Source organism: Streptomyces sp. NBC_01341, assembly GCF_035946055.1.
GTDB lineage: Bacteria > Actinomycetota > Actinomycetes > Streptomycetales > Streptomycetaceae > Streptomyces.
This window is the reverse complement of sequence record NZ_CP108364.1, coordinates 3,544,749-3,568,906: the sequence shown is the minus strand read 5'-3', so window position 1 is coordinate 3,568,906 and position 24,158 is coordinate 3,544,749. Positions and strand designations below refer to the sequence as shown.

Here is a 24,158-nt window from a genome sequence, read left to right as displayed (position 1 = left end):
TTTCATGGAGCGGACGACCAGGTTCGAACTGGCGACCTCAACCTTGGCAAGGTTGCGCTCTACCAACTGAGCTACGTCCGCGTGCGCCGAAGCGCGGTGCTTACTATACCCAACCTCTCACCCCTGTGAGACGCACCGTTGCACGACGGTGCTCCGGCCGGGTCCGGAGACGGCCGCTGACAGGTGGTCGGGCGCCGTCGTCCCGGGACGGGGACGCGCGCTCCGCGATCCCGGCGGCGGAAACCCGGTCGGCCGTGGGCTCCGGCACCTCGGTCCCCGGGCCGTCGGCGAGGGACTCCGGCAGGGTCGAGTCGGCGGCCAACTCGGTTCGTACGGAGCGGTTTCCGGCAGTCACGTCAGGATGATCCCGGCCGCCCGGTGGACGCAGGCCGTCTTCGGGGCGAAGGGTCCACGCCTGTGCGCCCGGGAGCCCCGGACCGTTCGTGACCTCGTCATGGACGTGTGCGGTGGTCCGGCAGTCCGGTCCGCGGCGATGTGGCGACCTTCACACCGTGCTCGGCCCGCAGCCGGCTCCCGCGCGCCGCCGGTCCCGCGCAGGGCGCAGCCCTCCCCGTGGGCGGCACGGGAAAACGAGATCCCGATCACTGCTCCGGGGCTCAGGCGGAAAACGACGCCGATGCCCGGGCGGAAACCGTGCCGGTGCCCGGGCCGTGCGCGCTGCCATCACCGCTCAGGACACACGTCATGCGCCGATAACCGGAAACGTCGAAGGCCCCGGTCGAAATCGACCGGGGCCTTCGAATCAAGAGCGGACGACCAGGTTCGAACTGGCGACCTCAACCTTGGCAAGGTTGCGCTCTACCAACTGAGCTACGTCCGCATTGCTGCCACTCGGCTTTCACCGGTGGAGCGTTCACTACTCTACCTGATCCACTGAGTGGTCCGGTAAGGCAGTGCAGAGCGGGTGACAGGAATTGCACACTGCGCCTTCCCCCTGGAAGGGGGATGTTCTACTACTGAACTACACCCGCACGCTGCGTCGGACCCGGCTTTTCGGCCTTGCCCTTCGGCGTGCTCCAGACTCTAGCCGACCTGCAGGGGTGTTGTGCAAGTCGGCTCCCCGAGGTGTCGCCCCGGGGAGCGGCGGGCGCCGGACCGGAATGGAACATTCCGGGCGCTGCCCTCAACTCGCCGCGTGGAACGCCTCGTAGACCTTCTTGGGGATCCGGCCGCGGGCCGGCACCTCCATCCGGTGCGAGCGGGCCCAGGCGCGCACGGCGGCGGGGTCGGGCGCCAGTGAGGTGTGGTGGTAGGTCACCGGGGCCTTGCCGCGCTTGCCGGTATTTGTCTGCTTTCGGCCGGCCGACACGTACGGAGCCAGCGCCTTGCGCAGTTTCTTTGCATTGGCGGGATTGAGGTCGATCTCGTAGGACTTCCCGTCCAGGGAGAAGGTGACCGTTTCCGCCGCTTCTCCCCCGTCGATGTCGTCGGAGAGCGTGACCACGACGCGCTGAGCCACGGATATCGGTCCTTTCCTGCGGCATCGTCGCGTCTGACATGCGCTGATGCCGGCCTTCCGGCGGCTGGGCGGATACGGATCGACGGGTGTCGACTGTTCCGGGACAATCGTGCTTTCCCTGTATTCATTTGTACAGCGGTGGGAGGTGCATTGTGAAGCCCGCCCAATTACTTCCGCGTGTTGCTTCCGCGTGACGCCCCCGCGCAATCGGGGTGAAGATTTTTTCCTCAGGTTTTTCCGTGTGTTGCACCGCTCCGATATCGCGGCGTGATCCGGGCCACCCGATATCTACCCGCGTAGAATTTCTGGCCAGGTACGCTGAGTGGACCCGCGGGGATCTGGGGAACCCCTCGGAGACACAGCCGCACCACACCACCGGGAGTGCCAGTGGCACGCGTCGTAGTCGACGTCATGCTCAAGCCGGAGATCCTCGACCCGCAGGGACAGGCTGTGCAGCGCGCACTGCCCCGTCTCGGCTTCGACGGAATCGCGGACGTTCGTCAGGGAAAGCGTTTCGAGCTCGAGGTCGAGGGGCCGGTCGACGATGCCGCCCTCGCCCGTATTCACGAGATCGCCGAGACCTTCCTCGCCAACACCGTCATCGAGGACTTCACCGTCAAGGTGGAGGAGGAGAAGTGACCACCCGTATCGGAGTCGTCACTTTTCCCGGCACGCTCGACGACCAGGACAGCCTGCGGGCCGTCCGGATCGCGGGGGCCGAGCCCGTATCGCTCTGGCACCGTGACAAGGACCTGCACCAGGTCGACGCCGTCATCCTGGCGGGCGGATTCAGTTACGGCGACTACCTGCGCGCCGGTGCCATCTCGCGGTTCTCGCCCGTGATGGAGACGGTCATCGCGCAGGCGAAGGCCGGTATGCCGGTCCTCGGTATCTGCAACGGCTTCCAGATCCTGACCGAGGCGCACCTGCTCCCCGGCGCGATGCTGCGGAACAATCACCTCCACTTCATCTGCCGCGACCAGAAGCTGCGGGTGGAGAACGCCGAGACCGCCTGGACCTCGGACTACACGGCGGGCCAGGAGATCTCCGTACCGCTGAAGAACATGGACGGCCGGTACACCGCCGACGAGCGCACGCTCGACGAGCTGGAGGCCGAGGGCCGTGTCGCCTTCCGCTACGCCGACGTGAACCCGAACGGCTCGCTGCGCGACATCGCGGGCATCACCAACGCCGCGGGCAACATCGTCGGTCTGATGCCGCACCCCGAGCACGCCGTCGAGCCGCTCATCGGCACCGGTCGCACCGACGGCCTGGGTTTCTTCACCTCGATCATCAAGAAGCTGGTCAACGCATGAGCCTCGACACGGTCAAGCACGCGGCCGAGACGCCGGACGCCGGACAGCCCTGGAAGGAGCTCGGCCTCAAGGAGGACGAGTACGCCCGCATCCGGGAGATCCTGGGCCGCCGTCCCACCGGCGCCGAGCTCGCCATGTACTCCGTGATGTGGTCCGAGCACTGCTCCTACAAGAGCAGCAAGGTCCACCTCAAGCAGTTCGGCGAGAAGGTCCCCGCGAACGACGCGATGCTCGTCGGCATCGGCGAGAACGCCGGTGTGGTCGACGTCGGCCAGGGTTACGCGGTCACCTTCAAGGTCGAGTCGCACAACCACCCCTCGTACATCGAGCCCTACCAGGGTGCGGCGACCGGGGTCGGCGGCATCGTCCGCGACATCCTCGCCATGGGCGCCCGTCCGGTCGCCGTCGTCGACCCGCTGCGCTTCGGTGCTGCCGACCACCCCGACACCCGGCGGGTCCTGCCCGGCGTCGTCGCGGGCATCGGCGGTTACGGCAACTGCCTCGGCCTGCCGAACATCGGCGGCGAGGTCGTCTTCGACGCCTGCTACCAGGGCAACCCGCTCGTCAACGCCGGCTGCATCGGCGTGATGAAGCACGAGGACATCCACCTCGCCCAGGCCTCCGGCCCCGGCAACAAGGTCATCCTCTACGGTGCCCGCACCGGTGGCGACGGCATCGGCGGCGTCTCGGTGCTGGCCTCCGAGACCTTCGACTCGACCGGTCCCGCGAAGCGCCCGGCCGTCCAGGTCGGTGACCCGTTCCAGGAGAAGCTCCTCATCGAGTGCACCCTGGAGATCTTCAAGGAGAAGCTCGTCGCGGGGATCCAGGACCTCGGCGGCGCCGGGCTCTCCTGTGCCACGAGCGAGCTGGCCTCCGCGGGGTCCGGCGGGATGCGCGTCGAGCTGGACACCGTGCCACTGCGCGACTCCTCCCTCTCGCCCGAGGAAATCCTCATGAGCGAGTCGCAGGAGCGCATGTGCGCGATCGTCGAGCCGCAGCACGTGGACCGCTTCCTCGAGATCTGCGAGAAGTGGGACGTCATCGCCACCGTCATCGGTGAGGTGACCGAGGGCTCGCAGCTGGAGATCTTCTGGCACGGCGAGCAGATCGTGGACGTACCCCCGCGGTCCGTCGCGCACGAGGGCCCGACCTACCACCGGCCGTTCGCCCGGCCTTCGTGGCAGGACGCGCTCCAGGCGGACGACGCAGGCAAGCTCGCCCGCCCGGCGAACGCCGCCGAGCTGCGCGAGCAGGTCCTCCGGCTGGTCGCGTCCCCGAACCAGGCCTCCAAGTCCTGGATCACCGACCAGTACGACCACTTCGTGCAGGGCAACACGGTGCTCGCGATGCCCGAGGACGCCGGCATGGTCCGGATCGACGAGGAGTCGAACCTGGGCGTGGCCATGGCGACCGACGGCAACGGCCGCTTCGCCAAGCTGGACCCCTACACGGGCGCCCAGCTCGCGCTGGCCGAGTCGTACCGCAACGTCGCCGCGTCCGGTGCCAAGCCGCTCGCCATCTCGGACTGCCTCAACTTCGGTTCGCCCGAGGACCCGGACGTCATGTGGCAGTTCGCCGAGGCCACCCGCGGTCTCGCGGACGGCTGCCTGGAGCTGGGCACGCCGGTCACCGGCGGCAACGTGTCGCTCTACAACCAGACCGGTGACACGGCGATCCACCCGACGCCGGTCGTGGCCGTGCTCGGCGTGATCGACGACGTCACCCGGCGCACGCCGGTCGCGTTCGCGCAGGAGGGGCAGCTGCTCTACCTCCTGGGTGACACCCACGAGGAGTTCGGCGGTTCGGCCTGGTCCGAGGTCATCCACCAGCACCTCGGCGGCATGCCGCCCAAGGTCGACCTGGGCCGCGAGAAGCTGCTCGGCGAGATCCTGATCTCGGCCTCCCGCGACGGCATGATCGACGCGGCGCACGACCTCTCCGACGGCGGCCTGATCCAGGCGGTCACCGAGTCCTGCCTGCGGGGTGGCAAGGGTGCCCGGCTGGTCGTCCCCGACGGTCTGGACGCGTTCACCTTCCTGTTCTCGGAGTCGGCCGGCCGCGCGGTCGTCTCGATCCCGCGCAGCGAGGAGCTCCGCTTCAACGACATGTGCGGGGCGCGGGGTCTTCCCGTCGCCCGGATCGGTGTCGTGGACGGCGACGAGATCGAGATCCAGGGTGAGTTCAGCATCCCGCTGAGCGAGCTGCGCACGGCGCACGAGGGGACTCTGAAGGGTCTGTTCGCCTAGGTTCTGCCTGAGCCGAAAGCCCCCGTCCGGGTCGACCGGACGGGGGCTTTCGGCGTTCTCACGGAAACCGTTGATGGATGTTACGTAATTACGTAAGGTTGTGTTCTGTGGAGCTTGAGGAACGCGTCGCCGAACTGGAGCGCCGGCTCGCGGTGCTGGAGTCGGCGGCGGGCGGCGGCAGGCCGGAACTGGGCGACGGCGACTTCTGGGCGTTGGACGGTCTGAAGGACCAGCTCGGCCTGGTCGGGGACGCCGCCGCCGACGGCGGGGTGCTGTTCACCGGCGCCGTCCGGCTGCCCGCCGGTGAGCGTTACGAATGGCAGTACGGCGCGCTCACCGCAGGCCTCCTGGGCACCGACGAGGACCGGCCCGACTGGACGGAGGCCGCCGAACCGCTCGCCGCCCTCGGCCATCCCGTACGGCTACGGCTGCTCCGCGAGATCCTCGCGGGCCGGCGCACCGCCGCCGAGCTGGCCGGGCTCGACCAGACGGGCACGACCGGGCAGGTCTACCACCACCTGCGGATGCTCACCGCCGCCGGCTGGCTGCACACGACGGGGCGGGGGCGCTACGAGGTGCCGGGCGCCCGGGTCGTGCCGCTGCTGGTGGTCCTCACGGCAGCCCGGCCATGATCCGCTGACCGGGGGCCGCAAGGCGTCGGCACGGGACCGCGTGACATCCGCAGGACGAGACCGAGGGGGACCACATGCCCGTACGCAAAGCCGCGATGATCGTCTACCGCTGCTGCTGGATCGTCTTCGTCGCCCTGGTGCTGGTGAGCGTGCTCGCCGAACCGGTGGTCCCCTACGGCCTGGCCTTCGTGCCCGCCGCGCTGGCGGTCGTCATCGGGCTGCTGGTGGGGCGCCGGGGCCGTGAGGACCCGGCGAACGGCCGGTCCGCCGTGGAGATCGCGCCGCCGGTGACGGGGCGCTGGACGGCGCTCAACAGCCCGGCGGACAAGGTCCCCAGCCACGGCACCCACGGCTACGGCCAGTCCCACGCGATCGACATCGTCGCGGAACCCGCCACGGGCGGACGGCCGGCATTCCGGTGGCTGTGGCCGGTGGCCCGGCCGAACAGCGACTTCCCGGCCTTCGACGCCCCGGTCCTCGCGGTCGCGGACGCCACCGTCGTGCACGCGAGCGGGGGCCGGCGCGACCACCTCAGCCGGAACTCGGGCCCGGCCCTGGCGTATCTGATGCTGGTGGAGGCGTCGCTGCGCGACATGTCGGGCGCCCGCGGGATCTTCGGGAACCACGTCGTGCTCGACCTCGGCGAGGGCGTGTACGCCGTGTACGCCCATCTGCGCCGCGGTTCGCTCCAGGTGGAGTCGGGCGACACCGTGCGCGAGGGACAGCCGATCGCCCGCTGCGGGAACTCGGGCAACTCCACCGAACCCCATGTGCACTTCCAGCTGACGGACCACCCCGACCTCGACGTCGCACGGGGGATCCCGTTCACCTGGCGGGGCGTCGGTGTTCCTCCCAGCGGAGAGGCCTTCGTGGTCGAGGAGGCTGTCGGCAGCGACTGGTAACTTGCGGGGCGCCACACGAGGCCGAACCGACGGGGGTCGATGATGGACGACGGCACGCGCGCCGAAGCGGACGGCCCAGCGGGACGGGGTCGTCTGCGAGGAGCACTGAACACGGCGTTCGTGCTGGTCGCGGTGGCGGGGATCGGCCTCAGCGTATGGGCGCTCGTCAGCGAGGTGCTCGACCTCCGCGACCGGGCCGAGAGCCGTGAGCGCATAGCGGAGGGGTGCGGCGGTCTCGTCGACCCCGACCTGGTGCTCGGGCTGAAGGGAGGCGTCAGCCGGGTGAAGCTCTCCGACCGCCACCACATCAGCACCGCGCGGAGTGACAGCGGGTGCGTCGTCTACCGGGTGGGCGATCCGGGGACGACCTACGGGCACGTCTCGCTCGACCTCACGCTGTACCCGGCCAACCCCAACGCCGACGAGCACCAAGTGGATCCCGAGCACGAACCCTTCGACTACTTCACCGCCCGGAACAGGGACGACGTCACGGCCGCCGCGCAGTACGCGCTGCCGCACCCGCTGGGCGACGGCGGGCTGGGGGAGTACGACGCCGGCACGGTGACGGTCAGGGCCCTCTGCGCGGACGGGGGCGGGATCTCCTCCGTCAGGGCCGAGGCCACGGCCCTGTACGACGGCCCCGTCACGTCCGGGGACCGCCGCGACCTCACCGCCCTGGCGCGCCAGGCGGCGCAGCGGGCCGCGGCGGAGAAGGGATGCCGCACCGAACTCCCCGCCGTACCCATGGCGTTCCCCGAGCCGAGGACCGCTCTCGTCCCCGCTGCCGAAGCGGGCGGTACCTGCGCCTGGTACGGACGGCACAGCGCCGCCCACGGGCGGGGCGCGCTGCCCGACCGGGCGCTCGCCGCACCGGCCGGGAGGGCGAGTGCCCATGACTCCTGCCTGCTCGCGATGAGCCCGGAGGGGACCGCGAGGATCTGGCCGGCCTACGAGAAGAGCCATCCGGACGGCAGGGACCTCGACAGGGTGCTGGCCCTGCGCCCGCTGTGGATGCAGATGGACACCCTGGTGGGCGACGGCACCAGGGGGCTGCGGGCAGGCCTGGGCCGGACCCCGGTGGTTCCCTCTTCGGCGGGATCGGCCGACGGCGTCCTGTGGGCCTCCTCGGTCTGCGGCGGCAGGCCCGCCCTGCACCTCATGCAGGTGTCCTTCCCGTACGACGACATCGTCCGGGACCGGCTGGAGCCCTTGTTCCGGGCCTACGTCGAGGACGCCACCGCGCGCCGGGGCTGCACCGGTGTCACCTTCCCCGCGGCCTCGGACTTCGCCGGGGCCTGACCTTCCGCGCGGAGGAGCCCCCCTGTCACAGGCGCCGGTTAGTCTCGCCCCTATGCCCCCGGCCAAGAAGCGCCCGCGCACCTACGACCTCAGCCGGACCCGCACGGCGGTCCTGGCACAGTTCGCCCACGTACAGGCCGCCGTCCGTGCCCTGACGCCCGAGCAGTTGTCCGGTCCGTCCGGGCTGGGGGAGTGGACCGTACGGGACCTCGCGGCGCACGTGACCACGGTGCTGGAGCGGATCAGCCGTGAGCTGGAGCTGCCGGAGCCGCCCGGTGCCGCACCGCAGCTCACCCTGCTGGAGTGGCCCCTCTCCACGGCGGGCCGGGCCGAGGACATCGCGGGCGACGCCAGGGCCCTGGCCGCGGCACGGCCCGGTCTCGCCGCGCTCTACGAGGAGACGGCCGAGAGGTTCGCCCGGCTCGTCGCCGGGGTCCCGGGGGAGCGGCTCGTGACGACCCGGGCGGGCACGATGCGGCTCGGCGACTTCCTCGTCACCCGTACCGTCGAACTCGTCGTCCACAGCGACGATCTCCACCGGGCGACGGGCGTCGCCATCCCCTACGACCGCCAGGCACTAGCCGCCTGCACCCGGCTGCTCGCCGACGCGCTCGCGGACAAGGCCCCCGGCGGCTCGGTCGAGGTGCGGGTCCCGCCCTTCGCCGTCGTCCAGTGCATCGGCGGCCCCAAGCACACCCGGGGCACCCCGCCCAACGTCGTCGAGACGGATCCGCTCACCTGGCTCCGGCTGGCCACGGGCCGCACGGAGTGGGCGGAGGCGCTGGAGGAGGCGCAGGTCAGCGCCAGTGGTGAGCGGGCGGATCTCGCCCCGCTGCTCCCGCTGATGGGCTGAACGGAACCGGATCGACAGGCCGTTCCGTCCCATGTCCATGCGCACACAACGTATGCCTGTCAGCGTCCTTGCCCTCGTGACCACCTTCACCCTCGCCGCCTGCGGTACGGAGTCGGGCTCCGGAGCGGGATCCGGGGATTCCGGGGACGGCAGCGGCACCGTACGCACCGAACCAGCCGTCACCGGTGTCCACTGGAACGTGTCCTCCCTGACCGTCGGCGGGAAGAAGACCACCGCGCCCGCGGGAGCCCACGTCGAGATCGGCCCCGAGGGGAAGGCCACCGGCAGTCTCGGCTGCAACCGGTTCACGGCGGACGTCCGTGTCGACGGCTCCGCGGTCACGGTCGGAGAGGGCACCACCACCGAGATGGCGTGCGCGGACGACGTCCAGGCGTTCGAGGACGCGATGGGCCGGGCCTTCCGCGGCACGCTCGAGGCGGCGGTCGCCGGGCGGGGCGACGCCAGGACCCTGACCCTGACCACCGCTCAGGGCGACTCCATCGCCCTGCACTCCGAGCCCCCGGCCCCGCTCACCGGAACCGGGTGGAAGGTGAGCGGCCTGCGCACCGGCAGCGTCGCCACCTCCCTGCCCGACGGCACGGAGGACAAGGCGCGGCTCACCTTCGGCAAGGACGGCACCGTGGAGGGGAACCTCGGCTGCAACTCCTTCCACGGCAAGGCGGTCGTCTCCGGCTCCACGATCACCTTCGGCCCGTCGGCCTCGACCCGGAAGATGTGCCCGGGCGCCCCGATGGAACTGGAGCGCGCCCTGCTCGGCGCCATGAAGGGGGAGACGACGTACACGATCGCGCACCGCACCCTGTCGCTCACGGCGAAGGGCGGCGAGGGATTCGACGCGACCGCCCCGGCGGCCGGGCACTGACCGCCGGGACCGTCACGAAGCCTCAGGAACCCGTCGGATACGGGAGCGGGCCGGAGTCCGCGTGCGCGCGGACCGGGGCACGGGCGGCCGGAGGGCGCGAAGCGAGGTCGACGTGGCGGCGCTCCACGAGCGTGACCGAACGATCACCGAGGGGCTGCATGGGGCAGGAGCCTGCCAATGGGGCATGGGCCCGTCGACGGTGGTCTCGCCCTGCGGGGGCGGGGGCGCTTCAAGTGGCCGTCGGCACCGGCGCGGAGGTGGCGTCCCGGCTGTCCGGTGAGTCGTTCGTCCGGGCTTGGGGGGCTCCGGCAGCGACCGCCCGGTGTGAGGCTCGCCACGAAACGAGCGTGCGGATCGGCTCCGCCCGCTCCACCGCTCGGCTCACCGAGCGCCACGAGGGAGCCGTCGGCGGGGCCGGACGGCCGACAGGACCGACCCGTCGGTAACCGGCGTCCATCCCGGTCCACGGGCGCCCGGCACCCATGTCCGGCCCCCGGTGCGCGACCGACCATGATCACGGGCAGTGATCAATCGGACTCACCCCGGGCCGTCGGCCGGGGGGCCGAGCGGGCTCGCCCGCGGCACTCCGGGGGCCGCTGTCGGGCGTTCACCCAATTCGGACCGGTGGTCGATCTCGCCTACACTCGGTGGCGTGCCTCGTGGTGATGGACGACTCAACCACGACCTGCTCCCCGGCGAGAAAGGACCCCAGGACGCTTGCGGCGTCTTCGGTGTCTGGGCTCCCGGCGAAGAGGTCGCCAAGCTCACCTATTTCGGACTGTATGCCCTGCAGCACCGTGGACAGGAGTCCGCGGGCATCGCAGTGAGCAACGGGTCCCAGATCCTGGTCTTCAAGGACATGGGACTGGTCTCGCAGGTCTTCGACGAAACGTCTCTGGGATCGCTCCAGGGCCATATCGCGGTCGGTCATGCCCGCTACTCCACCACCGGTGCCTCGGTGTGGGAGAACGCGCAGCCGACGTTCCGTGCGACCGCGCACGGCTCGATCGCCCTGGGTCACAACGGCAATCTGGTCAACACGGCCCAGCTCGCCGAGATGGTCGCCGACCTTCCCCGTAAGGACGGCCGTGCCACCCAGGTCGCGGCGACCAACGACACCGATCTGGTGACCGCGCTGCTCGCCGGGCAGAGAGACGCCGACGACAAGCCGCTCACCATCGAGGAAGCCGCCACCAAGGTGCTTCCCGGGGTGAAGGGCGCCTTCTCGCTCGTCTTCATGGACGAGCACACCCTCTATGCGGCCCGTGACCCGCAGGGCATCCGCCCGCTGGTCCTCGGCCGGCTCGAGCGCGGCTGGGTGGTGGCCTCCGAGTCCGCCGCCCTCGACATCTGCGGTGCGAGCTACGTCCGCGAGATCGAGCCGGGTGAGCTCGTCGCCATCGACGAGAACGGCCTGCGCACCTCGCGCTTCGCAGAAGCGAAGCCCAAGGGCTGCGTCTTCGAGTACGTCTATCTCGCCCGCCCCGACACCGACATCGCCGGGCGCAACGTCTATCTGTCCCGTGTGGAGATGGGCCGGAAGCTGGCGGCGGAAGCCCCTGTCGAGGCCGATCTGGTCATAGCGACGCCGGAATCGGGAACCCCCGCGGCCATCGGTTACGCCGAGGCGAGCGGAATTCCGTTCGGGGCCGGCCTCGTCAAGAACGCCTACGTCGGCCGGACCTTCATCCAGCCGTCGCAGACCATCCGCCAGCTGGGCATCCGCCTCAAGCTGAATCCGCTCAAGGAAGTCATCAAGGGCAAGCGCCTGGTGGTCGTCGACGACTCGATCGTCCGCGGCAACACCCAGCGCGCCCTGGTGCGGATGCTCCGTGAGGCCGGTGCCGCCGAGATCCACATCCGGATCTCGTCCCCGCCGGTCAAGTGGCCCTGCTTCTTCGGGATCGACTTCGCCACGCGGGCCGAGCTGATCGCGAACGGCATGACCGTCGACGAGATCGCCACCTCCATGGGTGCGGACTCGCTCTCGTACATCTCGCTCGACGCGATGGTCGAGGCGACGACGATCGCCAAGCCGAATCTGTGCCGCGCCTGCTTCGACGGCGAATACCCGATGGAGCTCCCGGACCCGGAGCTGCTCGGCAAGCAGCTGCTGGAGACCGAGCTGGCCGCCGGCCCCGCCGCGACCGCGGCTGCCGACGCGCTGCGTCGTCCGTGATCCGGACCGACCGGCCGCTTCCCCACCAGCCCCGTACTCCCACACGAAAGATCCCGGGCCATGTCTGAGACAACAGGTGCTTCCTACGCCGCGGCGGGCGTCGACATCGAAGCCGGTGACCGCGCCGTCGAGCTGATGAAGGAGTGGGTGAAGAAGACGAAGCGCCCCGAGGTCGAGGGTCTCGGCGGCCTCGGCGGGTTCGCCGGTCTCTTCGACGCCTCGGCGCTCAAGCGCTACGAGCGCCCGCTGCTGGCCTCGGCGACCGACGGCGTCGGCACCAAGGTGGACCTGGCCCGTCAGATGGGCGTGTACGACACCATCGGCCACGACCTCGTCGGCATGGTCGTCGACGACCTGGTCGTGTGCGGGGCCGAGCCGCTCTTCATGACCGACTACATCTGTGTCGGCAAGGTGCATCCCGAGCGTGTCGCGGCGATCGTCAAGGGCATCGCCGAGGGCTGCGTCCTTGCGGGCTGCGCCCTGGTGGGCGGCGAGACGGCCGAGCACCCCGGGCTTCTCGGTCCCGACGACTTCGACGTGGCCGGGGCGGGCACGGGCGTGGTCGAGGCGGATCGCCTGCTCGGTCCGGACCGTATCCGTGAGGGTGACGCCGTGATCGCGATGGCGTCCTCCGGTCTTCACTCCAACGGGTACTCGCTCGTGCGCCACGTGGTCTTCGACCGCGCCGGATGGTCCCTGGACCGCCAGGTCGAGGAGTTCGGCAGGACGCTCGGTGAGGAGCTCCTGGAGCCCACCAGGATCTACTCCCTGGACTGCCTGGCACTGACCCGTACGACCGAGGTGCACGGCTTCAGCCACGTCACCGGCGGCGGGCTGGCCAACAACCTGGCCCGGGTGATCCCGGACGCGCTCCACGCCACCGTCGACCGTGGCACGTGGACTCCGGGTGCCGTGTTCGATCTCGTCGGCAAGGCCGGGAAGGTCGAGCAGCTGGAGCTCGAGAAGACGCTCAACATGGGCGTCGGCATGATCGCGATCGTGCCGGCCGACTCGGTGGACGCGGCGCTGACGACGCTGGCCGACCGGGGTGTGGACTCCTGGGTCGCCGGTGAGATCACCGAGCGCGGCGACCGTGCCACGGGCGCCGAGCTGACCGGAAGCTACGCACGGTAGGACGTCGTGTCCGCCGGTCCCGGCCCACGGGCCGGACCGGCGGCGGGCCGCACACGCGCGGTGCTCCACGACGCGAGCGCGGCCGTTCCGGGCCCGGACAGCACAGAACCCGGTCCGGGCGGACCCGGACCGGGTTGATGTGTCAGAGCGAGGTCAAGCGCCGCGGCGCTGTGACGACGGACCGGACTGTTCGTCCTCGTCCGCGTCCTCGTCGTCGTTGTACAGATCCGCGTACTGTGCGTACGGGTCATCTTCCTCGTCGTCGTCCTCGAACGGCTCTGCGTTCGGTGGCTGACTCGAAGGCGATGCGCCCAGCTCATTGGCCAGACGCGACAGGTCCGTCCCGCCGCTGCTGTACTTCAGCTGGCGGGCGACCTTGGTCTGCTTGGCCTTTGCCCGGCCGCGCCCCATGGCTCGACCCCCTCGGTGACGGGGCTCGACGGCCCCAGAGTCTTGACACGCGTTCATGTTTCGGGACGGACTCTCGGCTGAGAGACCGCGCCCGTGGCTTTAACGGTACCTGCTTCCTCGGCCATACGGTACGCCGCCCGCATCACGTGCCTTCGCGCAGGACCGCCGAGGAGCCCTTCCTCGCTGGTCACGACCGATTTTAACCTCTTGCGGACGGCCGACCCGCCGACCTGAGTGAGTCTTGTCTCTCCCAGGGCGGGCCGGCCGCTCCGGCACCCCTGCGCGGCCTCCGCCGGGCGGACCCTCGATGTCCTCCGGAGACGGGGGCCGACGCTGTGTCACGGGTCAGCGGCGACGGGCCTCGGCCATCCGCTGCTCGGCGATGCGGTCGGCCGCAGCGGCCGGCGGGATACCGTCAGCCTTCGCACGTGCGAATATGGCCAGCGTCGTATCGAAGATCTTCGCGGCCTTCGCCCTGCACCGGTCGAAGTCGAAACCGTGGAGTTCATCGGCGACCTGGATGACGCCACCGGCGTTCACGACGTAGTCCGGTGCGTACAGAACCGAACGGTCGGCCAGGTCCTTCTCGATGCCCGGGTGCGCCAGCTGGTTGTTGGCCGCTCCGCAGACGATCTTCGCGGTGAGGACGGGGACGCTCGCGTCGTTCAGCGCGCCGCCGAGTGCGCACGGCGCGTAGATGTCGAGGCCCTCGGTGCGGATCAGCGCGTCCGTGTCCGCGGCCACCGTGACCTCGGGGTGCAGGTCGGTGATCCGGCGTACGGACTCCTCGCGCACGTCGGTCACGACGACCTCGGCGCCGTCGCTCAGCAGGTGCTCGACCAGGTGACGGCCCACCTTGCCGACGCCGGCGACACCGACCTTGCGACCGCGCAGCGTGGGGTCGCCCCAGAGATGCTGGGCGGAGGCCCGCATGCCCTGGAAGACGCCGAACGCGGTGAGGACGGAGGAATCGCCCGCGCCGCCGTTCTCGGGCGAGCGGCCGGTGGTCCAGCGGCACTCCCGGGCGACGACGTCCATGTCGGCGACGTACGTGCCGACGTCGCACGCGGTCACGTAGCGGCCGCCGAGGGAGGCCACGAACCGGCCGTAGGCCAGGAGCAGTTCCTCGGACTTGATCTGCTCCGGGTCACCGATGATCACGGCCTTGCCGCCGCCGTGGTCGAGGCCGGCCATGGCGTTCTTGTACGACATGCCGCGCGACAGGTTCAGCGCGTCCGCGACGGCCTCCCCCTCGGAGGCGTACGGGTAGAAGCGGGTGCCGCCGAGGGCGGGGCCCAGGGCGGTGGAGTGGAGGGCGATGACGGCCTTGAGGCCGGTGGCACGGTCCTGGCAGATGACGACTTGCTCGTGGCCGCCCTGATCCGAGTGGAACAGGGTGCGCAGCACGTCGACAGGTACGCCGGTCACATCGGTCACTGTGGTGACTCCCAAGTACGAAGCGGCGGAAGACCCTCCTGAAGGTGGGGAGGGTCCCGGTCGGACCGGCAGCGGCCGGTCCGACTGGGCAAGAGCGTAAGTCCTCGGGACACGCGGATCCGTGCGGGTACGCGGGATCACCCCCTGGTGGAGTACCGGCGTGACACGATTTACCGCATGTCGGTGGTGTCTTCGGTGCTCGTCCCATACGCGTCCTATCTGCGGGTGTACGAGCCGCTCGCCGCTTTCCGGGAGCCCGAGAGAGGTCACTGGGCCCGTTATGCGCAGCGGTCGGTCCTGCCCACGGCGCAGGACGAACTGCGCCGCTCGCTGGCGGACTTGGTTCCCACCCCGCCGGTGCCGGTGCCGGTGCACGAGAGCGGGGACGCCTTCGTGGCGGAACTCGACGGGGTGGTGTGCGTGTGCCCGTGGCGCACCCGGATGCGGGGCTGGATGGCGCTCGGTGAGCTGGGGGGTCTGTTTCCGGCCACTGTGCTGGACGCTGTGCTGCCCCCCGTGGTGCGGGGCCAGGCGGCGGCGGACTACGAGCGGTGGTCGGAGCGGAACCCGGACGCCCGTCCCTGGATCCGGACCACGGTGTGGCACGTGCCGGTGCGCTGGTTCGTGCTGTTCGACGACGAGGAGCGCGAGTACGTCGCGGCCGGCGCCGACGGGGGGCGGCCCTCCCTGCGGTACCGCACTCCGATGGTGCAGGCGCGCCGACGGCTGGCGAGGGCGCTGCGGACGCTGCGGGAGACGGTCGACGAAGGGCCGCTGACCGAGGGGCTCGTGGATGTCGGGCGCTGGCTGGAGGAGTTCCATCCGCGCGGTCTGGTCGAGCTCGACTACGGCGGCCTCGTGCACGCGCTCTCCGGCGAGCAGCTCGCGGGTGACCGGTCGGCCGCGGACGTGGCCGAGGGCATCGCGGCTCTGCGCGCGGGCGACAGCGATGCCGCGGGTGTCGCGTACGGGCGTCTCGCCGACCGCTGGCGGGCGGTGCGCGACCTGCAGTCCTCCAACTAGCCCGAAGTAGTGTGAATTGGAACGCAACGCCGCATAGAGGTGTTCGGGGCAGGGAAGAGACATCCTGTGAGGTGTCCGACATCCGTGGGCACCGGGGATGCCGGCGGAGGTGGGCGGGATGTCGTGACAGGACCCGAGGGACACTCAGCCGTGTGCCTGATGTGACGCGTGCGACAGGCGAGGCGAAGATGTGCTGGTCCCGGCCTCGGGACCTACGTCCTGAACCGGGCCTTTGCCTCAAGCGTGACGGACAGCACTAACGGGGCCCTTGCGCCCTTCCCTACTCCTCATGCCAAAATAGGACAAGGAGTCCGGGGAGGGCTCCGTTCGCCCAACTATGGGCGTCATGCTTCGCATTGCACGCTATGGGGGGTCTGACGACTTCTGGCGACTCCTGGTTGACCTGTGACTGATCGTTACTGGGGCGTGACTGTCCGCTATGGCATGGTCCATCGGCTTCCGTCGCTGATGAACACCTGGGAGGGCAATTCCATCGGTTTGGCCGACGTGGCTGGACGGATGGTGTAGTTGTAGTGCCGAGGACAAGCCGTTCGTCCTATAACCGACTCGGCCCGCGTCCGCCATTTCGGGCAACGTGGGTCAAGGTGCAGAATTTAGAGGAAAGAACCGAGATGGTTCGGTTCTCCCGAGGAGGCCGCTCATGACCGCTCGCACCCCTGATGCCGAGCCGCTGCTGACCCCGGCTGAGGTCGCCACGATGTTCCGCGTGGACCCGAAGACGGTCACCCGTTGGGCAAAGGCTGGCAAACTCACGTCCATCCGCACGCTCGGTGGACATCGCCGGTACCGCGAGGCAGAGGTCCGCGCACTGCTTGCGGGTATCCCGCAGCAGCGCAGCGAGGCCTGACACACCCCTGTCGCCGCAGCCATAACAGGGCTCCCGAGGGTCCCCCAACCCACGGTAATCCCACTCATAGCTCCACACGACGGGCGCCCGCCCCAACGGGCGCCATACCTGTGACATGCGGGTGCGTCGTTCGATCGCGCTGGACTCCGCCGGGTCCAGCGCGATCTTCGTTTTCCGGGGGAACGCGCGCGTCGCGCGGGGGCGCCCGTGGGGGCGTGACCGTCCGAGCGGCCGCGCCGGCCCTCCGAACCGGCCGACGGGTCGGTTTGCGGGGCTTGGCGTGTGACTGTGGGCGGGACTGTTCGGGACTGTTCGCCCGGGTCCCGGACGTCGTGGGGCAGCTCGTGCGGAACGGTCCGGGATGTACTTCACGGGTAGTGCAATTGCACATATTAAATTCGCCAGTTGTAGGAAGTGCGTAAGGTGCCCCTTCCGAAAAACTGGTTCAGTGACTCGCGTCACACCCCTCTCCGTGCCGCCGAGTGCGGGCCCGCTGCTCCGGGAGCGGCGTCCGCGGCGGCCGGCAGGTCACGCCCCGGCTGCACGTCGGTCACCGGGAGGGGTCTCGCGGCGGCCCGGAGGAGGGTCTTCGGAGGGGGTGTCGCCTTCTGTCGGGGGGTGGTGCGGGCCGGCCTCGCCCCGTGTGTCGCCCCCGCGGCCGTCGGTGGCGCTCTCCGGGCCTGCCGGGGGTCGCGTCGCGGTGCCCGATTCGGCGGGCCTGCAAGGCTCCTGTGGGGCCGTCAGGGGCTCCATGGCGAGTCGCAGCAGCCGATGGCAGATCGGGCAGTGCCGGGTGAGGTGGCGGTAGCCGGACGCCGCCGCCAGATGGGCGCGCAGCAGCGCGCGGGTCTCGTGCCTTCCCGTGGACGCGGACATGCGCGCGACCTCCCGGTGGACCCCGCCGCCCCCTGCCGGGTGAACCGGGGCGGACTCCGTTCTACGGGGGTACCCGCGCCGGGGGCCGTAGTCAAGACGCACGAAAGCCCGGATCCAGGGGATCCGGGCTTTCGTCTACTGCGGTCCTGACGGGATTTGAACCCGCGGCCTCCACCTTGACAGGGTGGCGAGCACTCCAAACTGCTCCACAGGACCTCGTTTTCGCTGCTTGCCTTGCGGCCTGCTGCGAAACGAGACTCTACAGGAGGTCGGCGGGCCAGGTCGAACTCACCCACCGTGCGGGGACCGTCACGGCCCGGCGGCGGGTGCCCTCACGGCGCCGCCGCGTCGATCGCCTTCACGATCCTCTTGTCCGAGACGGGCTGCGCGGTGCCGAGGGCGTGCGCGAAGTAGCTCACCCGCAGCTCCTCGATCATCCAGCGGATGTCCAGGACCTCCTGGGGCACGGGCCGTCCCTGCGGTAGCTGTTCGAGGAGCCAGGCGTACTCGTCCTGCATCTCGTGGACCTTCTCCATGCGCGTCGTGTCGCGCTGGGCGTTCGACGGCATCTGCTGCAGCCGGCGGTCCTCGGCGACCAGATAGCGCATCAGGTCGGGCAGTCTGCGCAGCCCCGTGGCGGTGACGAACCCGGCCGGCACGAGACGGGCCAGGTGGTCCCGCACGTCGGTGACGTTGTTGATCAGGACCAGGCTGTTCGTCGCCTTGAGCCTGCGCTCGCAGGCCTGCCAGGCCGCCAGGATCTGCTGCACCTGGCCGACCGTGCGGACGGTGAGGTCCACGATGTCGGCGCGCACCTTGTCGTACAGCTTCCGGAACGACGCCTCGTCCCAGGCCGGTCCGCCGTGCGCGGCGATCAGCCGGTCGGCCGCCGCCGTCGCGCAGTCGTCGAACAACGCCTGGACGGAGCCGTGGGGATTGCGGGACAGCGCCAGCTTCTGCTGGTTGGTGAGCTTGTCCGAGGCGAACTTGGCAGGATTCACCGGGATGTTCAGCAGGATCAGCCTGCGGGTGCCGCGCCACATCGCCTGCTGCTGTTCGGCCTCCGTGTCGAAGAGCCGTACGGCCACGGTCGCGCCCTGGTCGACGAGCGCCGGGTACGCCTTCACCGGCTGCCCGGCGCGGCGGGTCTCGAACACGCGGTTCAGGGTGCCGATGGTCCAGTCGGTGAGGCCCGCCCGTTCGATGGACTCGCCCGAGGGCCCCGCCGTGGCCGCGGCGGCCTCGGAGAGTGCCTGTCGCGCCTTGGGGCGCAGACGGATCTTCAGCGCCTCCAGGTCCTTGTCCTCGGCGACCTTGCGGCGCCGTTCGTCGGTGATCCGGAAGGTGATCTTGAGGTGGTCCGGAATCCGGGACAGGTCGAAGTCGTCGGCCGTGACCGGCACGCCGACCATGCGCTGGAGCTCACGGGCGAGCGTGAGCGGCAGCGGTTCCTGCAGCGGGACGGCCCGGTCGAGGAACTTGTCCGCGTAGTTCGGCGCGGGGACGTAGTGCCGGCGGATGGGCTTGGGCAGTGAGCGGATCAGCTCGGTGACGACCTCCTCGCGCAGGCCGGGGATCTGCCAGTCGAAGCCCTCGGAGGTGACCTGGTTGAGGACCTGGAGCGGGACGTGGACGGTCACACCGTCGGCGTCCGCGCCGGGCTCGAACTGGTAGGTCACCCGGAACTTGAGCTTCCCCTGCCGCCAGGAGTCCGGGTAGTCGTCCTTGGTGACGGCGCCGGCCTTCTCGTTGATGAGCATCGAGCGCTCGAAGTCGAGCGCGTCGGGCTCGTCGCGGCGCTTGTGCTTCCACCAGGAGTCGAAGTGGGCACCCGAGACGATGTGCTCGGGAATCCGCCGGTCGTAGAAGTCGAAGAGCGTCTCGTCGTCCACGAGGATGTCGCGGCGCCGGGCCCGGTGCTCCAACTCCTCGACCTCGCCGAGCAGTTTGCGATTGTCATGGAAGAACTGGTGGTGGGTGCGCCAGTCACCCTCGACCAGGGCGTTCCGGATGAACAGGTCGCGGGACGCCTCCTGGTCGATACGGCCGAAATTGATCTTGCGCTGGGCGACGATCGGCACGCCGTAGAGCGTGACCCGCTCGTACGCCATGACCGCCGCCTGGTCCTTCTCCCAGTGCGGCTCGCTGTAGGTGCGCTTCAGCAGGTGCTGGGCGAGGGGCTCGATCCACTCCGGCTCGACCTTCGCGTTGACGCGCGCCCACAGCCGGGACGTCTCGACCAGCTCGGCCGACATCACGAAGCGGGGCTGCTTCTTGAACAGCGCCGAACCCGGGAAGATCGCGAACTTGGCGTTGCGGGCGCCCACGTACTCGTTCTTCTCGGTGTCCTTCAGCCCGATGTGCGACAGGAGGCCGGCCAGCAGCGAGGTGTGCACCGCCTGCTCCGGGACGCCCTCGTCGGCCTTGGGCTCCTCGACGCTGATGCCCATCTGCTTGGCCACCGTGCGCAGCTGCGCGTAGATGTCCTGCCACTCCCGGATGCGCAGGAAGTTCAGGTACTCCTGCTTGCACATCCTCCGGAACGAGGAGGAGCCGCGCTCCTTCTGCTGCTCGCGGACGTAGCGCCAGAGGTTCAGGTACGCCAGGAAGTCGGACGTCTCGTCCTTGAACCGGGCGTGGTTCTGGTCGGCCTGGGTCTGCTTCTCCGCGGGCCGCTCGCGCGGGTCCTGGATGGACAGCGCGGCGGCGATGACCATGACCTCGCGGGCGCAGCCGTTCTTGTCGGCCTCGATGACCATGCGGGCCAGGCGCGGGTCGACGGGCAGCTGGGAGAGCTTGCGGCCGAGCGGGGTGAGCCGCTGCCCCCGCTTCCCCTCCTGGGGGGACGTCTCCCCCTGTTCGAGGGCCCCCAGCTCCTGGAGCAGCTGCACACCGTCGCGGATGTTGCGGTGGTCCGGCGGGTCGATGAAGGGGAACTTCTCGATGTCGCCGAGGCCGGCCGCGGTCATCTGGAGGATGACGGAGGCCAGGTTGGTCCGCAGGATCTCCGGGTCGGTGAACTCCGGCCGGGTGACGAAGTCGTCCTCGGAGTACAGCCGGATGCAGATGCCGTCCGACGTACGGCCGCACCGGCCCTTGCGCTGGTTGGCGCTGGCCTGGGAGATCCGTTCGATCGGCAGCCGCTGGACCTTGGTGCGGTGGCTGTAGCGGGAGATGCGGGCGTTGCCCGGGTCGATCACGTACTTGATGCCGGGGACGGTCAGCGAGGTCTCGGCGACGTTCGTCGCCAGAACGATCCTGCGTCCCGTGTGGCGCTGGAACACGCGGTGCTGCTCGGCGTGCGACAGGCGCGCGTAGAGGGGGAGTACCTCGGTGTGTCTGAGGTTGCGTTTGTTCAGGGCGTCCGCGGTGTCCCGGATCTCGCGTTCGCCGGAGAGGAAGACCAGGACGTCGCCGGGGGCCTCGTGGCCCAGCTCGTCCACGGCGTCGCAGATCGCGGTGATCTGGTCGCGGTCGGAGTCGTCGCCCTCCTCCTCGAGAAGGGGCCGGTAGCGCACCTCCACCGGATAGGTACGGCCGCTGACCTCGACGATCGGTGCCTCGCCGAAGTGGCGTGCGAAGCGTTCGGGGTCGATGGTCGCCGAGGTGATGACGACCTTCAGGTCCGGGCGCTTCGGCAGCAGCCGGGCCAGGTAGCCGAGCAGGAAGTCGATGTTCAGGGACCGCTCGTGGGCCTCGTCGATGATGATCGTGTCGTAGGCCAGCAGCTCGCGGTCCGTCTGGATCTCGGCGAGCAGGATGCCGTCCGTCATCAGCTTCAGATACGTCGACTCCGGGTTCACCTGGTCGGTGAAGCGGACCTTCCAGCCGACGGTCTCGCCGAGCGGGGTCTTCAGCTCGTCCGCGACCCGCTCGGCGACGGTGCGGGCGGCGATCCGGCGGGGCTGGGTGTGCCCGATCATCCCCCGGACACCGCGGCCCAGCTCCATGCAGATCTTGGGGATCTGCGTGGTCTTGCCGGACCCGGTCTCACCGGCGACGATCACGACCTGGTGGTCGCGTATCGCCTCCAGGATCTCGTCCTTCTTCTGGCTGACCGGGAGCTCGTCGGGGTAGGACAGGGCGGGCAGCCGGGCCGCGCGCGTGGCGAGGCGCCCGGCCGCTTTGCCCGCTTCGGCCGCGATCTCGTCCAGCACGGACTGTCGGGCCTCGGGCTTGCGGATGCGGCGCGCTCCTTCGAGGCGCCGGCCGAGCCGGTTCGCGTCGCGGAGCGAGAGCTGTCCGAGCTGGGACTGGAGATCGGCGAAGGAAGTAGACATACGGGTCCCAGGATCGCACCCGGGCGTGAGGAGTGGCGAACCCATTTCGCACCGGGCCTGTCACGCGGGCGGGGATGCGTCACATCGGTGACCGAGCGGTCAGGCGCGGTCACAGGCCGTACCATTTCGGGCAGCTGATCAACCGTTCCCCGTCCGAGGCGGTTCCGTGTCCCCTTCGCAGTGGCGCAGCCCGGCGGCCGTGCGCGCCTCCCGGCCGCGGTCGGTCCGCACGCCGGCCACCGCCGCCGGGGTCCTTCGGCGCCGGGGGATAGCCGCACCCGCCGAACCCTCCGAGCCGAGGGTGTAGGCGGGCCGTCCCCCCCACCCAGCAGACACCCCCGCACCAGCCCGGAGTGCCGCATGCCCACGCCCCCGCGCACCTCGTCGACCCTCCTGAAGCCGCTGCTCTTCGGCCTCGCCGTCGCGCTCGCCGCCGGACTGCTCGGCCTCGTCTCCTACCTGGCCACCGCCCCCGACGGTGCCGCGTCGGACGCCCCGGCCGTCCGCACGACCGAGGGCACGGACCCCGACGTCCGACGCGAGCTGGCGGAGCTCGCCCGCCGAGACGCGGGCGACAAGCTGGCCCAGGGCCGCACCGACGCCCCGGTCGTCCTCATCGAGTACGCCGACTTCCAGTGCGGCTACTGCGGCAAGTTCGCCCGGGACACCGAGCCCGAACTGATCAGGAGGTACGTCGACGACGGCACCCTGCGGATCGAGTGGCGCAACTTCCCGATCTTCGGCGAGGCGTCCGAGGCGGCGGCCCGCGCGGCCTGGGCCGCCGGGCGGCAGGACCGCTTCTGGGCCTTCCACCGGGCCGCCTACGCCGAGGACGCCAAGGAGAAGGGCTTCGGCAAGGCCCGGCTCAGGGTTCTCGCGGGGCAGGCGGGCGTCAAGGACCTCGACCGGTTCGCACGCGACGCCGACAGCCCGCAGGCCGCGGAGGCGGTCCGCGTGGACCGGGAGCAGGCCTACGGGATCGGCGCCACCTCCACACCGTCCTTCCTCGTCAACGGCCGTCCTCTCGCGGGCGCACAGCCGACGGCCGTCTTCACCCAGGCCGTCGAGGAAGCGGCGGCGGAGGCCGCGAACGTCGGGAACGCGGGCAACGGCGCCGGGGATCCCGCGAAGTGACGCCCGGCATCGGCTACTTCGCGGCTCTGCTCGGCGGACTGCTCACCCTGGTCAGTCCGTGCAGCGCCCTGCTGCTCCCCGCCTTCTTCGCCTACACCGTCGACTCCGCCTCACGGCTGCTGGCACGCACGGGGATCTTCTACGCCGGTCTCGCCACCACCCTCGTCCCGCTCGGCGCGGCGGGCTCGTACGCCGGGCGGCTGTTTCACGGGCACCGTGACGCGCTCGTCCTCGGTGCGGGCTGGCTGATCATCGGGCTCGGCCTCGCCCAGATCGCGGGTCTGGGCTTCGCCTCCCGCCGGATCGCCGCACTCAGTGGCCGGATCCGGCCCACGACGGCACTCTCCGTCTACGCCCTGGGCGCGGTCTACGGACTGGCCGGCTTCTGCGCGGGCCCGATCCTCGGCGGTGTCCTCACGGTGGCGGCCGTCGGCGGCAGCCCCGTCTACGGCGGGCTCCTCCTCGCGGTCTACGCCCTGGGTATGGCCGTACCGCTGTTCGTGCTCGCACTCCTCTGGGAACGCTTCGAACTGGGCCACAGGGCCTGGCTGCGCGGCCGGACCCTGCGCCTCGGCCGCCTCGGAGTGCACAGCAACTCGCTGCTGTCCGGTCTCCTCTTCGTCGGACTCGGCGTCCTCTTCCTGGTCTACGACGGAACGACCGCGCTGCCCGGACTCCTGGACGTCGACGCTTCGTTCGCCGTCGAGCAGTGGGTGCAGCGCGTCGGCGCGAGCGTGCCGGACGCTGTGGCTCTGAGCGTGGTGGTGGGCGTGGCTCTGCTGGTGCCGGTCGTGCACGCCGTCCGCCGGCGCCGTGACGGGTGAAGGGGCGCGGACACGACGAAGGCCCCGTCCGGGGACGGGGCCTTCGGGTGGTGGCTGGGGCCGGGATCGAACCGGCGACCTATCGCTTTTCAGGCGATCGCTCGTACCAACTGAGCTACCCAGCCACGCAGCTCATACGGGCTGCAGCGGTCCTGACGGGATTTGAACCCGCGGCCTCCACCTTGACAGGGTGGCGAGCACTCCAAACTGCTCCACAGGACCAAGCTAGTGTGCGAGACAAGTCTCGCACACGGTAAAGCGTGCCCCCAACGGGATTCGAACCCGTGCTACCGCCTTGAAAGGGCGGCGTCCTGGGCCACTAGACGATGAGGGCTAAGGGCCCACCTGCGCGCTTTCCAGCGCGTCGGGGACGTGAGAAGC

19 protein-coding genes and 7 tRNA genes are annotated in these 24,158 nt (G+C 70.2%); 14 read left to right on the top strand and 12 right to left on the bottom strand.

Annotated features, from left to right (window positions below; all coding sequences use genetic code 11):
- Nucleotides 1–5: 5 nt before the first annotated feature.
- The 4 genes from OG206_RS15670 to OG206_RS15655 form a co-directional block, all read right to left on the bottom strand.
- Nucleotides 6–81: transfer RNA gene (locus OG206_RS15670), tRNA-Gly, on the bottom strand.
- Between the two features lie 687 nt (nt 82–768).
- Nucleotides 769–841 (bottom strand) — tRNA-Gly (locus OG206_RS15665).
- A gap of 79 nt (nt 842–920) precedes the next feature.
- Nucleotides 921–992 (bottom strand) — tRNA-Gly (locus tag OG206_RS15660).
- Nucleotides 993–1,144: 152 nt separating this feature from the next.
- Entirely contained in the window at nt 1,145–1,480 is a 336-nt protein-coding gene (locus OG206_RS15655) for a histone-like nucleoid-structuring protein Lsr2 (RefSeq protein WP_327116447.1), read from the bottom strand.
- Nucleotides 1,481–1,867: 387 nt separating this feature from the next.
- On the opposite strand from OG206_RS15655, the gene purS reads away from it, so the two are divergent.
- The 10 genes from purS (at nt 1,868) to purM (ending at nt 12,924) form a co-directional block, all read left to right on the top strand.
- Nucleotides 1,868–2,119 carry a phosphoribosylformylglycinamidine synthase subunit PurS gene (purS, locus tag OG206_RS15650; protein ID WP_327116445.1) on the top strand — a complete coding sequence of 84 codons (252 nt, stop codon included), beginning with the start codon at nt 1,868–1,870 and terminating at the stop codon, nt 2,117–2,119.
- A complete protein-coding gene (gene purQ, locus OG206_RS15645) occupies nt 2,116–2,796 on the top strand; it encodes a phosphoribosylformylglycinamidine synthase subunit PurQ (protein WP_327116443.1) in 681 nt (226 codons plus the stop codon). The genes purS and purQ overlap by 4 nt, the downstream gene beginning before the upstream one ends.
- Nucleotides 2,793–5,042, top strand: coding sequence for a phosphoribosylformylglycinamidine synthase subunit PurL (purL, locus tag OG206_RS15640; RefSeq protein WP_327116441.1), 2,250 nt, complete (start codon nt 2,793–2,795; stop codon nt 5,040–5,042). The genes purQ and purL overlap by 4 nt, the downstream gene beginning before the upstream one ends.
- Nucleotides 5,043–5,149: 107 nt before the next feature.
- A complete protein-coding gene (locus OG206_RS15635; RefSeq protein WP_327116439.1) occupies nt 5,150–5,674 on the top strand; it encodes an ArsR/SmtB family transcription factor in 525 nt (174 codons plus the stop codon).
- A gap of 74 nt (nt 5,675–5,748) precedes the next feature.
- A complete protein-coding gene (locus OG206_RS15630) occupies nt 5,749–6,576 on the top strand; it encodes a M23 family metallopeptidase (protein WP_327116437.1) in 828 nt (275 codons plus the stop codon).
- Between the two features lie 42 nt (nt 6,577–6,618).
- Nucleotides 6,619–7,875, top strand: coding sequence for a hypothetical protein (locus tag OG206_RS15625; RefSeq protein ID WP_327116435.1), 1,257 nt, complete (start codon nt 6,619–6,621; stop codon nt 7,873–7,875).
- A gap of 52 nt (nt 7,876–7,927) precedes the next feature.
- The gene (locus OG206_RS15620; RefSeq protein WP_327116433.1) at nt 7,928–8,728 is read left to right on the top strand and encodes a maleylpyruvate isomerase family mycothiol-dependent enzyme; all 801 of its coding nucleotides are present in this window, start codon (nt 7,928–7,930) and stop codon (nt 8,726–8,728) included.
- A 31-nt stretch (nt 8,729–8,759) separates the two neighbouring features.
- Nucleotides 8,760–9,611 carry an META domain-containing protein gene (locus OG206_RS15615; RefSeq protein WP_327116431.1) on the top strand — a complete coding sequence of 284 codons (852 nt, stop codon included), beginning with the start codon at nt 8,760–8,762 and terminating at the stop codon, nt 9,609–9,611.
- A gap of 652 nt (nt 9,612–10,263) precedes the next feature.
- The gene (purF, locus tag OG206_RS15610; RefSeq protein WP_327116429.1) at nt 10,264–11,790 is read left to right on the top strand and encodes an amidophosphoribosyltransferase; all 1,527 of its coding nucleotides are present in this window, start codon (nt 10,264–10,266) and stop codon (nt 11,788–11,790) included.
- 60 nt (nt 11,791–11,850) lie between these two features.
- Complete coding sequence (gene purM, locus OG206_RS15605; RefSeq protein ID WP_327116427.1) at nt 11,851–12,924, top strand: phosphoribosylformylglycinamidine cyclo-ligase; 1,074 nt, start codon at nt 11,851–11,853, stop codon at nt 12,922–12,924.
- Nucleotides 12,925–13,077: 153 nt separating this feature from the next.
- Here purM and OG206_RS15600 read toward each other — a convergent pair whose 3' ends face one another.
- Both OG206_RS15600 and OG206_RS15595 read right to left on the bottom strand, forming a co-directional pair.
- Entirely contained in the window at nt 13,078–13,335 is a 258-nt protein-coding gene (locus OG206_RS15600; RefSeq protein WP_073750911.1) for a DUF3073 domain-containing protein, read from the bottom strand.
- A gap of 345 nt (nt 13,336–13,680) precedes the next feature.
- Nucleotides 13,681–14,772, bottom strand: a complete 1,092-nt coding sequence (locus OG206_RS15595; RefSeq protein ID WP_327116423.1) for a Leu/Phe/Val dehydrogenase — start codon at nt 14,770–14,772, stop codon at nt 13,681–13,683.
- Nucleotides 14,773–14,949: 177 nt separating this feature from the next.
- Here OG206_RS15595 and OG206_RS15590 point away from each other — a divergent pair, with 177 nt between their 5' ends.
- The gene (locus tag OG206_RS15590; protein WP_327116421.1) at nt 14,950–15,795 is read left to right on the top strand and encodes a hypothetical protein; all 846 of its coding nucleotides are present in this window, start codon (nt 14,950–14,952) and stop codon (nt 15,793–15,795) included.
- Between the two features lie 661 nt (nt 15,796–16,456).
- Complete coding sequence (bldC, locus tag OG206_RS15585) at nt 16,457–16,663, top strand: developmental transcriptional regulator BldC (protein WP_003949541.1); 207 nt, start codon at nt 16,457–16,459, stop codon at nt 16,661–16,663.
- 528 nt (nt 16,664–17,191) lie between these two features.
- On the opposite strand, the gene OG206_RS15580 is transcribed toward bldC, so the two are convergent.
- From OG206_RS15580 to hrpA, 3 genes are all read right to left on the bottom strand, one after another.
- Entirely contained in the window at nt 17,192–17,539 is a 348-nt protein-coding gene (locus OG206_RS15580; RefSeq protein WP_327116419.1) for a DUF6274 family protein, read from the bottom strand.
- Between the two features lie 141 nt (nt 17,540–17,680).
- Nucleotides 17,681–17,755, bottom strand: a tRNA-Asp gene (locus tag OG206_RS15575).
- A 116-nt stretch (nt 17,756–17,871) separates the two neighbouring features.
- Nucleotides 17,872–21,819 (bottom strand): ATP-dependent RNA helicase HrpA, encoded by a 3,948-nt coding sequence (gene hrpA / locus OG206_RS15570; protein ID WP_327116417.1) that lies wholly within the window; start codon nt 21,817–21,819, stop codon nt 17,872–17,874.
- A gap of 360 nt (nt 21,820–22,179) precedes the next feature.
- Here hrpA and OG206_RS15565 point away from each other — a divergent pair, with 360 nt between their 5' ends.
- Together OG206_RS15565 and OG206_RS15560 are read left to right on the top strand one after the other, a co-directional pair.
- Nucleotides 22,180–22,953, top strand: a complete 774-nt coding sequence (locus OG206_RS15565; RefSeq protein WP_327116415.1) for a DsbA family protein — start codon at nt 22,180–22,182, stop codon at nt 22,951–22,953.
- On the top strand, nt 22,950–23,777 hold the full coding sequence (locus OG206_RS15560) for a cytochrome c biogenesis CcdA family protein (protein WP_327116413.1): 828 nt from the start codon (nt 22,950–22,952) through the stop codon (nt 23,775–23,777). The genes OG206_RS15565 and OG206_RS15560 overlap by 4 nt, the downstream gene beginning before the upstream one ends.
- Nucleotides 23,778–23,825: 48 nt before the next feature.
- Here OG206_RS15560 and OG206_RS15555 read toward each other — a convergent pair.
- The 3 genes from OG206_RS15555 to OG206_RS15545 form a co-directional block, all read right to left on the bottom strand.
- Nucleotides 23,826–23,902, bottom strand: a tRNA-Phe gene (locus OG206_RS15555).
- 22 nt (nt 23,903–23,924) lie between these two features.
- A tRNA-Asp gene (locus OG206_RS15550) sits at nt 23,925–23,999 on the bottom strand.
- A 39-nt stretch (nt 24,000–24,038) separates the two neighbouring features.
- Nucleotides 24,039–24,111: transfer RNA gene (locus tag OG206_RS15545), tRNA-Glu, on the bottom strand.
- Nucleotides 24,112–24,158 lie beyond the last annotated feature (47 nt).